Source organism: Novipirellula aureliae, assembly GCF_007860185.1.
Lineage (GTDB): Bacteria > Planctomycetota > Planctomycetia > Pirellulales > Pirellulaceae > Novipirellula_A > Novipirellula_A aureliae.
Genome location: NZ_SJPY01000002.1, coordinates 761,439 through 774,767 on the forward strand (window position 1 = coordinate 761,439; position 13,329 = coordinate 774,767).

6 protein-coding genes and 3 pseudogenes are annotated in these 13,329 nt (G+C 46.3%); 3 read left to right on the forward strand and 6 right to left on the reverse strand.

Translation table 11 applies throughout. The features are described 5' to 3' along the window. Window positions 1–2 precede the first annotated feature (2 nt). Window positions 3–353 carry a hypothetical protein gene (locus Q31b_RS08575; RefSeq protein WP_231617404.1) on the forward strand — a complete coding sequence of 117 codons (351 nt, stop codon included), beginning with the start codon at window positions 3–5 and terminating at the stop codon, window positions 351–353. A gap of 48 nt (window positions 354–401) precedes the next feature. On the opposite strand, the gene Q31b_RS08580 is transcribed toward Q31b_RS08575, so the two are convergent. After that, window positions 402–1,796, reverse strand: a complete 1,395-nt coding sequence (locus Q31b_RS08580; protein ID WP_146599244.1) for a right-handed parallel beta-helix repeat-containing protein — start codon at window positions 1,794–1,796, stop codon at window positions 402–404. A 325-nt stretch (window positions 1,797–2,121) separates the two neighbouring features. Between Q31b_RS08580 and Q31b_RS28920 the strand changes: the two are divergent. Beyond that, window positions 2,122–2,292: pseudogene (locus tag Q31b_RS28920) on the forward strand (IS256 family transposase); the annotation flags it as partial. A 160-nt stretch (window positions 2,293–2,452) separates the two neighbouring features. Here Q31b_RS28920 and Q31b_RS08590 read toward each other — a convergent pair. From Q31b_RS08590 to Q31b_RS08610, 5 genes and pseudogenes are all read right to left on the reverse strand, one after another. Further along, complete coding sequence (locus Q31b_RS08590; protein WP_146599245.1) at window positions 2,453–4,498, reverse strand: SGNH/GDSL hydrolase family protein; 2,046 nt, start codon at window positions 4,496–4,498, stop codon at window positions 2,453–2,455. 109 nt (window positions 4,499–4,607) lie between these two features. Beyond that, window positions 4,608–6,383, reverse strand: a complete 1,776-nt coding sequence (locus tag Q31b_RS08595) for an arylsulfatase (protein ID WP_146599246.1) — start codon at window positions 6,381–6,383, stop codon at window positions 4,608–4,610. Between the two features lie 139 nt (window positions 6,384–6,522). Then, window positions 6,523–8,700, reverse strand: a complete 2,178-nt coding sequence (locus Q31b_RS08600) for a right-handed parallel beta-helix repeat-containing protein (RefSeq protein WP_146599247.1) — start codon at window positions 8,698–8,700, stop codon at window positions 6,523–6,525. A gap of 599 nt (window positions 8,701–9,299) precedes the next feature. Then, window positions 9,300–10,660 (reverse strand): annotated as a pseudogene (locus Q31b_RS08605) (IS3 family transposase); the annotation flags it as partial. A gap of 509 nt (window positions 10,661–11,169) precedes the next feature. Beyond that, a pseudogene (locus tag Q31b_RS08610) lies at window positions 11,170–11,601 on the reverse strand (IS256 family transposase); the annotation flags it as partial. Between the two features lie 128 nt (window positions 11,602–11,729). Here Q31b_RS08610 and Q31b_RS08615 point away from each other — a divergent pair. Further along, entirely contained in the window at window positions 11,730–13,139 is a 1,410-nt protein-coding gene (locus tag Q31b_RS08615; protein WP_231617405.1) for a sulfatase family protein, read from the forward strand. Window positions 13,140–13,329 lie beyond the last annotated feature (190 nt).

Here is a 13,329-nt window from a genome sequence, read left to right on the forward strand (position 1 = left end):
TGGTGACTAAACCTGCCAATCGACCAAGAGCCAAGCCTCCTACCGGTGCAAGCGATACGGACGCTCGTGAGATCGTTCGTCGCTCAAGAGTTTACTATCGCAACCATCGTGGCCGGATGGACTATCCGGAGTACCGCCGACGCGGCTATCCGCTAACGAGCTCGATCATGGAATCGACGGTCAAGCAAGTTAATCGACGAGTCAAAGGGAGTGAAAAGTTTTGGTCAACCGCCGGTGGGGAAGCTGTCTTGGGGCTGCGAGCGGCATACATTAGCGACAGCAAGCCAATGGATAACTATCGGCAGCACCCCCAGCAAAACGCCAATGGCCAACGTGCTCACCTCGCCGCCTAAGACCGCAAACCGTCAGGTGCACTCGATTCTTCTGACGAGGCTAAAAAATCAATTTAAAGTCATTTCAATATTTATCCCCTTATTTTCTAAAACCGAACCATCGGTTTCGATCTGACAATCACGTGCCTTTGCTCCAATTTTTATGGGCATTCCAGTTTCATTATTTAACTTCAGTCCCCTCGTTTCACTTTCACCAAAAGGTGACATGGATTCTCCGTGTTCAGGAGGGGTATATCCGATCAAAATTGGAAGTCCATTCGTTTTCTTTTTCCCATCTTCCGATTTCAACACCACCTTATTGTTCTCACCCTGAACGGTAATCAGAGCGTGAACCAGACGATCCGATTCAGAAGGGGTTACAATCAATTCGACATCTAAATTGTTCCCTTCCACAAACATCAATGGACCATAATTAGCATCTCCCCTACAGTTCTTAACGATTGCACCATTCCCCAGCCAATAGCCACGTTCTGTGCCGATGGTCGTGCAATTTTCAAGTCGTATTCCACCGTTTGTTCTAAGTTCAAAGCCAGCCCGTGTGTTTTTGGCAGTACAGTTCTTGAAATGGATATTCTTGATTTGGCCATAGACGCGAAAACCGTCTTCGCATAATGATTTCATATAGCCAGGTGTAACGACGAATTCACCTTCACGGTTTGGAGTCCACGTTCGAAATTTCACATCGAAAGCAGGCCCTGATGTTTCTGCCAGAATATCATCTGTTGACCGAACGGCTCCCTCTACATAGCAATCTTCGAAGTATATATTTTTAGCATTTTGCTGCACAAAATAACCATGACCAAAAGATCGCATATAAAGTTTGCACCCATCGAGTTTGGTGTCGCTACCGGTAACCAAAAGCCCACTATGCTTGCTATGTTTAATTACGGTTTCTTTGGGTTTGCCCTTACCAAACAAATCGCCGTAACCATAAGGGTACGAACCTGAAACATGAAGTGTAATATTCTTAAGAACATTACCGTTACCAGCTACCTGAAGTGCGGCCCCTCCCGACGAAGTTCCTTCTCCATTGTATCTGATTAAAAGCCCCTTTAAGGTGTTGTTACTTCCAGTCATTAAAAATTCACTGGTATGTACCGGAGGGCTTAATGCTTTACGCAAAGCATTGTCTACCTCAAGCTCCACGCCATCGAGCTTGAAAATATTGTTGCTTCCGCTGAAAGTGATAAATTGAAATTGCTTGTTATCATGACGGGCTCTCATCGAATCAACCGGCAAATAGCCTTCTAATGGATAAACACCGGGAGACATCGTTATGACATTTCCACTTTTCGATGCATAATCTGCCAATTCATTCAAACTGCTAATCTTTACCTCAGCGGCGTTTATTGTGCCACACATAAACATCAGCCCAATAATCAACTGCCATTTCCCATTTGACTGTTTACAAAATAATCTCCAGTATTTTTTGACATTCAACATGCTCTACCCTTCAAAGATTTCTTGGCTCTTCAGAATAATTAGTGGGCTGATTTATGATTTGCGCGACTTGTTTGGTTCGTGCGATTGTCGATTGGTCAGCGGTAAGCAAACACTCTCTCGGAGATCCGCAGAATGGGGCCGCCCCTCCCACCTCGCCATCGCTTCGGCCCCTTAACAGGGTGCGGGCCGAAGCGATGGCGAGGCGGAAGGGGCTAATCGAACCCTTTTTCTATTTCTTGAATGCATCAGGCTGGCTTGGGATTCTGGCCAACTCTTCGCAAAGTGTTTTCAGAAACGCGAGAGCAACATTGTTGGGTTCATATGATTCCCTGCGGAACACTGGAGTCACTTACGGACAACCAATCCGATTGAATTAACGTTTGCAACGATTCGACTTCGTCATCGACGCACAAAAGGCAGCGGCACTCGGCGTGCAAGTTTGGCGATGATGATTAAGCTGGCACAGCCTGCGTCGAAGCAGTGGAGGCGACTGAACTGCCACAAAAGATCACACTCGTCATCGAAGCACAGTCCTTCAAAGACAGAATGATGCAGGATGAAATCGCCGCTTAATTCATTTGCTCAAAACACAACGATTGACAATAACTCCACCGCATCTCGTAAAAGCTTTTTATCATTTAGGAAGTCTCAACGGATTATAAATTTTCTGCAATTATCCGAGCGACCTCTTTTCCCTGCGCATTAAATCCCAGCTCATTATAATGAACGTTTCCAGGTTCTTGGGCCCATTCTTCAATATTTGGTTTAGTGAACGTATAGAGGTCATTTATTATGATGTCGGGATATTTAGCCAATACTTCCCTTGCTGCGTTATTGAATTTTATGCTGTCACCCTCGAATCGGCCCTTTGCATTTGCGGGTACCGGAGTTGTTGTCGAAAAAATTAATTTTGCATTTGGAAACATTGATCTTAGCCACTTACAGATTCCATCTAAATTCTCCTTATACACACTTATTGACGATACTTGTTTACCTTCTTTCTTATTCAGATTCCCATTCTTAAGGTATTTTAAATCGTGTAAGCCAACATTAAAATGAATCAAATCCCATTTAAAATCCCATCCTCCTTCTAAGCCAGGTTGAAACATCGCATCATGCATTTTTTCCATATTCGGTATAAAATGGTCGCTGGAGCCTCCGTTCTTAAACAACCGAAATACTGTAGCCTGGCCCTCTAAGTTTTTTTGTACGGCTGACGTATATTTTATTGAAATAGAGTCACCATATAAAAGCACATTAGGAATTCCTTTTGCCGGATGAACATAATTAAAGCAATCCGTTTTATAGACCCCAGCGATCTTACTACCACACAATGTTTCCCAGGCAACCCTGCATATTTCCTTGTCGCTTATTGTCTTGGCTACATTAATATTTGAACCTTTATTTTCTAAAATCGGACCGTGGGTTTTGATTTCACAATCGGTTGCCTTTTCACCAATAACAATTGGCATCGATGTCGTATTCGTAATGGTAATATTTTTAGCGGCTGCTTCCGGGATAGGCGATGATATTTCACCCGCGCTTGGCATTCCGTATCCAAGCATAATCGGAGTTTCTTTTTTTCTCGTTCCCTGATCACTGTTTTTAATAGAAACGTTATGGCCACTACCACAAATCGTTGCTACAGCATGAACCTTCATATCAGATTCGCCTGGCATTAGCGTTAAATCAATCTGCGAATTATTTCCAACGAGATACATTAAAGGACCGTATTTCGCATCGCCCCGACAGTCTTTGGCAACAGCGTTATTCAAATAATACCCTCGTTCGCAATCAATCGCTTCGCAATTGCTTAAAGACGCCTTTGCCAGAGCAAAGCCTACTCGCATGTATTTTGCGGTGCAATTAATTGCGGTCACTTTACCGGTAGCATATGTGCGAAACCCGCATTCATTCAGAGACTTCATATAGCCGGACGGGATTGTTTTTTTGCCGTCATAGTTCCTGTATACAGAGGCAAAATCATGCTCAAACGCAGGGCCCGACACCTCAGCCAGCATCTGATCCGTGGGTCGAATCTGGCCTTCGGCATAACAGTCTTCGAAATACGTATTGCTACCTCCCTGAATGAAAAAGGCATGACCGAGTGAACGCATAAAAACGTTACAGGCATAAAGCTTAGTGTTGGTTCCGGTAATCAAAAGCCCACTGTGCTTTTTATGCTTAACTACACTTTTGGGACCCTTGCCAAGGTAGTCGCCATAACCATATGGGAACGACCCTTTTACGCGAAGAGTAATGTTTTTAAGTACATTATCTTTACCGCCAACCGCGAATGCTGCTGATCCAAATGTAGTCCCTTCTCCCTTGTATCTTATCGTAAGACCACTGAATGTATTGTTGCTACCGGTTATTAAGAACTCACTGTTATGGAGAGGCGCTTTTAGAGCTGATCGCAATTCGTTGTCTACCTCAATTTCAACACCATCAAGTTTGAAAACATTTTCGTTTCCACTAAAGGTGATAAATTGAAATTGCTTGCTGTCATGCCGGGCTGCCATCGAATCAACCGACAAATAATCCGTTAAAGGATAAACACCGGGAGACAGGGTTATGACATTTCCACTTTTCGATGCATAATCTGCCAGTTCTTTTAGACTGCTAATCTTTACCTCGGCAGCGTTTATGACACCTACTACATTCATCAGCAAAAAAGTTAATACACACCGCTGTATCTTCATCTTCCATTTCCTTTTATCTCTAATTTACTAAATCACGATTAATCTAAATGATTTTGGTTGGTTCGCATACAAACAACGCATGAGCTAGGAAATTCTTATATTAAATTCATCAATCCATCCGCTCCGCTTTAGTATAATATGCACTACACAGCTGTTCCCCATCTTCATCCATAAACCAGGTTTCAATTTTATGGATACCCTCTGTGAGTTCAACTTTAAATTTCACTTCAGCCTGATCCGTTTCCGTACGGATGGTCCGGTCATAGTCTCCTATTCTGAGCCGGGCTTGTTTGACAGGAATTGCGCCCGCATTACGTCCTGTGCTATCCTTTATAGATGCGGTAAGTGCCATTCCTGAAGCAGGGTGCCACCTGGAGAGCGTCAATTCATACATTCCGGTTTTTTCAACCAATACATCCCAGGCACCGATACGATCGCCGGCGATAAGGTTATTTATGTTATCAGCGTATGCTCCATGCCAATCACATGAATAGAGCATTGCGGGATTCTGCTCTTTCGATCCCAGATGGATATATCGTTTCTGGTTGTACCCTTTAACGGCTTCCTGCCTCCACTGCCTGTAATAATTTTGCATGTGACTGAATACGTCTGGATGCTTGTCAGCCACATCTGTTTTTTGTCCAGGATCTGAAGAGACGTCATACAATTCACTATCTTTGACAAGACGCCATTTCTTCCACATAACCGCTTTATTATCATCAGGCTTGTAGGGATTATCATATTCAACCACGAGTATTCGATCGTCCAATGCATTAGGTTTACCCGAAAAAAGTGGTGCCAGAGAGGAACCGTCAAGTTCTTCATCTTCCGGGCCTTTCAACTTGCACCAGTCAATCAGTGTCGGAAGTAGATCCTGGCATTGCGTCAAGGTTTCTATGTCTCTGGCATCTCCCAGATTACCTTCTGGCCAACGGATAAACAAAGGAACCCTGTGGCCGCCGTCATAAGGATCTTTCTTGCTTCCGCGCATGCCCGCATTAAATACCTCATGCCCTTTGGCTGAACCATTATCCGACATGTATATGAGCAGGGTGTTTTCAGCCAAGCCTCTCTCATCCAGGGTTTCGAGCAGCCTACCCATGTTTTCGTCGATATTAGCAATTTGCCCGAAGAACTTAGACACTACGGGTTCAATGCCTTTTTTAAGATAAGGATCTGAATACTCATCATCACACAGGTGAGGATCGTGCGGGCAGTTTGTGGGTAGATACAGAAAGAAAGGATCGCTACCTTCTTTCCAGTCCTTTATATAATCAAGAGCAAGGTCAAACCATGTATTTGTGCAATATCCTTCGAATCTTTCCATTTCACCATTATGCCGAAAGTTTGCGGACCAATACGTATTCCCGAACCAATCTGCGATGGAACCAATACCGAAGGCACCAAATGTAATCGTTTCCTCAAATCCCCTATCCTGGGGCCGGTATGGATAACTGTCCCCCAAATGCCATTTTCCAAAGTGTGCGGTTCTATATCCTGAAGCTTTGAAGATGTCAGCCATCATGGGAAGATCCTCACGGGGCATCGACCGACCCAAACAGACGGCGGTGGCTCCGGTGTCCAGAGCATCCCTGCCGGTTAGCAACTGTGCCCTGGTTGGTGTGCACATCGGTGCAACATGAAAATCAGTAAAGCGGATGCTCATATCATGTAATTTATCCAGCACAGGCGTTTGCAATACCGGATTCCCATGCACGGAGAAATCGCCATACCCTTGATCATCCGTCAATATGAGGATTACGTTGGGTCGTGCAGGATCATTTTCTTTTGCTTCTAATGACACGCAGGAAAGACTAAAAAATATGAGTGGCAACACCGCCAGGAATACAGTTTGAATTTTTGAAAATCGACTTTTGTTGTTCATGTTTGTATCACTCCAATGACAAGGAATTTGTTTTTCACCGGCAGAAAATCTTTATCGCCTTCGTTGACTCAACGCCTGCCGGAACAGGCACATCACAGAAGATATCATCCTTTAATTCCAAGAAAGACGAAGGACGCCATTACTGTTTTTTAAACAGTACGACCGAACGCCATGGGGCAACGGTTATGGAACCTGATACTGGTTTACCCCAAGGGTCAACGTAAGCCTCAGCTGACAATGAGAAAGTTTTAGGATTGTCCGAATCATTGCATAAAAGCTGAATGAAATCCTCAGGGGCAGAGGATGCATCAATCATTATCGGCGCATCAAGATTTCCGATTGCATATTCGCGGGCATCATTCCATTCGGCCGCTGTGCTAAACCAGCGTTCATAAGGTGTGCATCCCGCATTGCAATCATACTGCCATTCCGTAACAACCTTCGATCCTATAAAGGGCGCGGCACACACATTATTTAAGAATATCCCCTGGTTTTCTAAATCGCATTGTTCAGAATCCTTTAAAGAAAAGGCAGTCGTACCCATATTTTGGTTTCGATTCGTGGCAGCAGAAGTGCGTACGATAACATTCTCTTCGAATCGATTTCTTGACATTGATGGAGGCGATGGTTCACCGGACGCCCGTTCATAAGGGTCACGATCATTGGTTGAGATTCCGGTTCCTTTGGCCAGGATAGTGTTGCCCAGGATTAAGTTATCCACCGAATTGAAATTGAGGTGAATTCCGCTAAATCGACCTTCAGTGTTTTTCGGAAAGGAGATGGTGTTGTAGCGAACAATGACATTCGCTGTTAAGAGATCACACTGGATACCTGTGCATAAGGGTACGCTAACACTCAGCGTTGGGTCGCCTGTTCCGGTTCCAACCTTATTGGCCGCCCCATTCATAATAATGTTTTCCTCTATGATCGTTCCCTTCTGATCATGATTCGTATAAATGGCTCCTCCGTCATATACGACGAGGTTATATGTATCGACAATGTTGCGACGGAGCAGATTATTTCCACCCGAGTGACGAATGCCTATATAACCAATATTGGTCATCTTGTTGTAACTCGCTTCTGAATTCCCACCCATAAGGTGTATGCCATACCTGCCGGAGGCACGTCCGGCAAACAAACCAATATTTAGCAAATTATTTTTTGTGACAACAACACGACCTTGACCACGGGTACTGATACCTGAACCGAGGCAATTGCTTATGTTGTTGCTCTCTATTTGTGCAGTACTTTTTTCAAGACTAATACCATCCTGCCCACACAAGGCAATTTCGCAATCACTCACTTCGATATCCTGACAGGAATCGCCTCGAATCCCCATCGAACCAGCCATCTCAATCTTCAATCCTTTCAGAGCGACCATTTCCGCATTTACGATATTAACCACAGTAGGTTTTGCAGAATATTGGACAGACTTTGGAAGCGGTTTTGAATCAGCGTATAGATATAGAACGTGTGTGCTTGCATCAAAGAACCATTCGCCATCGACATCCAGTGTGTTCAAATGTTTCTGAAAGAAATAACCAGCCGCTTTCCGGAACCCATCCCCCTTTTTCTTGGGGACCTTCTCATTATTGATAATGTTCACGGTCGTCCCCTCAACAGAGGTGACCTTATAATTAGAATAGTCCCAGCCATTTTTGCGTAAGACAATCTCTGAACCGGCCAGTTCTTCCGCAGCAGTTAATTCCGGGTCATAAATTGATGTCTGTATCCGGGAATTAAAAGTATAAAAGGCAGCCTCTGTCGACAAATCCCCGTTTGGCGTACGGCCCAGCGGCAATGATGTGTTTTCACGTAACACCATCGTCACATCCGTTACATCAGAAGGAATTTGGTATTTATACACGTTGGTTCGCCCGGCTACCGGAGACCAGTCCCCTGATACGTCTTGAGCTCCTGATAGAACGGGTCGTTCTCCTTCTCCGTAGGCTCCAAAACTTATCTTATTCTGGTTTACCTCCAAGCTTCCTTCAAATCGGTCGCCTCGGCGGAAGAGTACAGATGCGTCCTCAAGTTGCGACATCTGTTGATTCACCTTATCAAGTGTTTTCCATGGCCCCGACGTGCCACCACTATATTCTGCCGCCATGCCATCCCAGGCGTCATCGCCAGCGTTCGATACATAAAATCTTGTGGCATCCGCATTCGGCACCTGATTTTCAAGAGGGTCTGAAGCAGAAAGCGAGGCAGGCGTTTGAGCATTTGCTACACCTGCGATTAACACCGTGATCATCAGGGTCGTCGAGACAATAACTCTCATCTGACATTTATCATTCAGCTGCTTACATAACATCATTCAATCCTTCCAATATTAATAATTGAATCCCAATACCGTATCTTTTCGTATTTTGTATTTACCTCTGTCTCACTCTTTGAGATTGAGACATTGTACTAGAGTATTCGATTACATTCTATTACAAACGGGAATAACTCATGGGAAATACTCCAATTTACGAAATCACCTTTCGTAAAAGCTACAGAGCTATTGTCAATTAAAGCGACTGGGATCAAGACAGATAATTCCTTCAATGGTCACATCCTCAGAGTCATGCACCATGATGGTATAACGCCGCTTGGCCCGGGGAATATCGGGCTGCTCAATGATGCCCCTGCGGAATGTGTCAACGATAGTGAGACAACTTTAATTCACGATTGGTGTAAAAGTTCAGGCTGGTCAGGGGCCAGCCCCCGAACCCCCGAGATTTTTTTTGGCATGACTCGGGTGTTCAAAGTGTTTTGTTCGTTTATCTTTGAAGAGTCCGGTGAAACAGACGTGGGCTCTGCGGAGACGCAACCCATTGAGGGATAACCGGATCGAGGGTGCGTCAAAGACGTTACTTTAGGAGCCCTTGGGCAATTCGCTTGAGGGGCTTCGTTTTTTATTTCAAGCTCTCGTTTGGGTGCGTTGATCCAAACTGCTTTTGGACTACTTTCGGGCTTCGGCATGCCGCCCACGAAACGCTCGGGGCTGTTCTTCCATGCGTCTTGAAGCGTTAATTTTCTTGCAGCAATGATTTCGTCGGCTTGGCCGTCGTGCAACGATGCTGGAGTCAGCAAGCCGATGCCACTGTGATAATGCTCGTTGTTGTACCATCCAAAGAATTTCCGGCAGAACCGTAAGCCATCTTCGTAGCAACCAAAACGCTTTGGGAATTCAGGTCGGTATTTCATTGTTTTGAATTGGCTTTCCGAGAACGGATTGTCGTTGGAAACATGCGGTCGACTATGTGACTTCGTAACTCCCAGCGAGCCGAGCAGCTGGGCTACTGAGTGGGATGTCATCGAAGGGCCACGATCGCTGTGAAGGATCAATTGTTCAGATTGGACTTCTTGTTTTTCAATCGTTGTTTCAATGAGTTGCTTCGCCAGATCGGCACTTTCGCGATGTGCCAACATCCAGCCGACCACGCAGCGGCTATAAATATCCAGGATCACGTAGAGGTAGTAATAGGTCCATTTCTCCGGGCCTTTGAGCTTGGTAATGCCCCACGACCAGACTTCATTGGGGCCGGTCGCAAGGAGTTCAGGCTTTTGATAGTTGGGGTGTTTGAGTTGGTTTCGCCGTTCGCGGGAGCTTTGGTTTTCGGCAAGAACGCGATACATCGTCCGCACGCTGCAAAGGTAATCACCTTCGTCAAGCAACTTCGAGTAGACCTGACGTGGTGACTGATCAGCGAACCGTTCGCTGTTGAGTTGATCAAGCACCACTTTTCGTTCCTCGACCGAAAGCGCCCGAGCAGGAGTCGGTCTTCGCTGAGTTTGCCGATTGGGTTGGCGACGACGATAAAACGTCGCTCGCGAAACATTTAATGCACGACAGGCAGCGGAGACGCCGACTCGCTTGCTAAGTTGTTCGGCGGCTTTTAGTCTGCCTTCTCTTGTGATCTCGTCTGCATCATCTCCGAGACTTTTTTTTGGACGTCAATGATCAACTCTGCTTGTCGAAGTCTCTCTTCGAGGCGTTCATTCTCGCGTTTGAGACGAGCGATTTCTTGCTTGGCTGATGGTCCGCTGTTGGACTTTTTCGACGAGGACGAAGATGACACCGGTTGCTCCCGAAGTTGACGACGCCACCGCTGGATGACGGACGAATACAGGCCCTCACGACGCAGCAGGGCTCCAATCTCACCAGGCTTGGTACACGCTTCAGCCTCCAGTGCGATACGGTGTTTGTACTCGGAAGTGAAACGACGCCGAGCCGCCTTTTCCACAACCTCGGGATTTTTCCCAACTTTTTTGCCAGTAATTTCGATCATTCAAATTCTCCGTGCCCTCAACTTTGAAAAAACTCAAAGTTGTCTCACTCATGTTGGCACAGAGGGCTGCCCCGAATACTGATGTTCTTGCCGCTCAGCTTAAAGGTCGGCAAAAGCATATCGCTGAGTCCGATTTGAACGGGCTTTTCATCCGCATCCATAGCCCCGCGGATATAAGCACCACCGGCAATATAGATGGTCTTGTTATCCCCGACACTCCGATTGGTGAGATCATGAACACCCGGACCAAAATAGACCACATCGGGATCATCGGGGTTAGGGTAAGTAGATCACACAGGCCTTGCCGGGACAGGCCAGGCACCAGCCTGCTGAGACCAAATCGTTATTGGCTTCCATCAGCCAGAAGGGGACGTGGTCCATGAAAAATTCTGTGGCATGTCCTGCATCATTCCAGGCCCGCTGGTAACCACGGAAGTCATTCACGGAATGAACCTTCACTGCCGAAGTAATATTCGACTCCCCAGCGGTCGCGCCCATTCGCACCAATAACCACTGCTTTTTGTTGGCATCCTCTTCCAGACGAACCTTGGGATCAATTCTTCGATCGCCTGAGTCTTGCGAAGGTAAGCTGGTAAGACGCTCGGACTGAAAGTAACTCGCTTGTCTGGATCAGCAGTATTGTCACGAACACGACCTTGAGTGACGGAGATCGCTCCAGCGCCCGTCAGGATTTCACGTTCGGGGAGACTGCCATTTTTCACAACAAGCCGCCGACCACGTTCGTCACGGCGGTTGCCGTGTTGTGCGAGACAATCCTCCACTTCGACGTCAATCGCGGCTTGAAGCATTTTACGGACACCTTCACGGACACGCTCATCCAACGGACTTTTCTCGTCGAACGGAGCTCAAAAAGAGTTCACTTCCGGATCGAGCGACTCGTCCACTGGTAAAGCGGTTCGTTCTGTTTTAACTTGGTTTATGGCGTATTCCTTTGACCACGTCGGGCCGCTGCAGGGTTCAAGTTCCAACAGGATGCGCCACCATTTTCATCCTTCCAAGAACACAACCTTTGATAATATCTCCTTCCTATCAGCGAAAGCCGTTTCAGATGAACAATAGAAAGATAGCGTTTTGTATAGTTCTATTTATGGGAACGATGTCTTGTGGCAACGCCCAACCACCCAACGTTATTATGCTTATGGCCGACGATCTTGGCTGGGGCGATGTAGGATTTAATGGCAACGAAAACATTATCACACCTAATCTTGATACGATGGCCGAATCCGGTATTCGATTTACTCATTTTTATGCGGCGGCACCACTTTGCTCTCCAACGCGTGCAAGCGTTTTGACCGGAAGAAGCCCTTTTCGTCAGGGAATTTTTGCTGCCCACACCGGAGGAATGCGCCCAGCAGAAAAAACAATCGCCGAAGTGCTTAAGAAAGAAGGCTACTCCACCGGTTTTTTTGGAAAGTGGCATTTGGGTTGGCTAGAACCGGACAAGGTTGAATCACGTGGTATTTTTTCACCACCCTGGCACCATGGTTACGATGAAACGTTTGCCACAAAAAGTGCCATGCCTACATGGAATCCAACCAAAACTCCTATTGGCTGGAAAGGCTGGAATCATAAAGGCGTTCCCAATAGCTCTCCTGATAAACCTTGGGGGTCACCCTATATCGAAAATGGTAAACGTGTTACCGAGAACTTAGATGGTGACGATAGTCGTGTAATAATGGATCGGGCAATTCCTTTTATCGAAAAATCAATCAATGAAGAAAAGCCATTCTTGGCAACCATTTGGTTTCATACTCCTCACGAACCTGTCGTTGCGGGTCCCGAATACTTGGCAATGTACCCCAATCTTTCGGAAGAACAAAAACATTTTTACGGTTGCATTACAGCCATGGACGAACAAATTGGTCGCTTAAAACAATTCCTGAATGAAAAAGGAATTGCTGAAAACACCATACTTTTGTTTTGCAGCGACAATGGCCCTGCCGATCCTCAAGTAAGAAGCGGAGCAGCTTCAGCCGGCCCCTTTCGTGGGCACAAGCACCACATGTGGGAAGGTGGACTGCGTGTGCCTTCGCTTATCGAATGGCCAGGGCATGTAGATGCCGGAACAACTATCGATTACCAAGCCTGCACCAGCGACTATTTCCCCACAATCCTCGACATGCTCGATATCCCGGTGCCGAAGAATGTTCCGCTCGATGGGATTAGCCTGGTACCCATGCTCAACGGAGAATCAACGCAGCGTGAAGTGCCCTTTGCTGCCGGTTACCAACGGCTCTATAAAAACACCGAATTGTATGCGTTTGTCGACGGACAGTATAAAATCTGTAATCCCGAAGTGGGCATGGATATGATGCTCTTCGATTTGGAAGCCGATCCTACAGAATCGAAAAACCTGGCAGAAGAAATGCCCGAGTTGTTTGCAAAAATGAATGCTAAACTCGAAGCGATCAAAAGATCGTGGCGACTAAGCCGCGAAGGGAACGACTACCAGTGGTAGAAAATTTGCTGCAGTTTACCCCCAGCTCGCGGAACCCTCGGCAGGGCAAGCCCCAAGGATCCGCCCTGGAAATAGTCGTTAACGTTAGGGACAAACCATAAGGTGGGCTTCGTGGTCGTCTTTCTTAAAGGCGGAGTCCGGGTACTCCCAGGGTTCGGCAGGATTCTCCAACAACGGCCACAGGCAAACA

What these genes read in the sequence shown, in the direction of transcription:
- Q31b_RS08580 (WP_146599244.1), bottom strand. Translation starts at nt 1,796, where the DNA reads ATGTTGAATGTCAAAAAATACTGGAGATTATTTTGTAAACAGTCAAAT.
- Q31b_RS08615 (WP_231617405.1), top strand. Translation starts at nt 11,730, where the DNA reads ATGAACAATAGAAAGATAGCGTTTTGTATAGTTCTATTTATGGGAACG.
- Q31b_RS08590 (WP_146599245.1), bottom strand. Translation starts at nt 4,498, where the DNA reads ATGAAGATACAGCGGTGTGTATTAACTTTTTTGCTGATGAATGTAGTA.
- Q31b_RS08600 (WP_146599247.1), bottom strand. Translation starts at nt 8,700, where the DNA reads ATGATGTTATGTAAGCAGCTGAATGATAAATGTCAGATGAGAGTTATT.
- Q31b_RS08595 (WP_146599246.1), bottom strand. Translation starts at nt 6,383, where the DNA reads ATGAACAACAAAAGTCGATTTTCAAAAATTCAAACTGTATTCCTGGCG.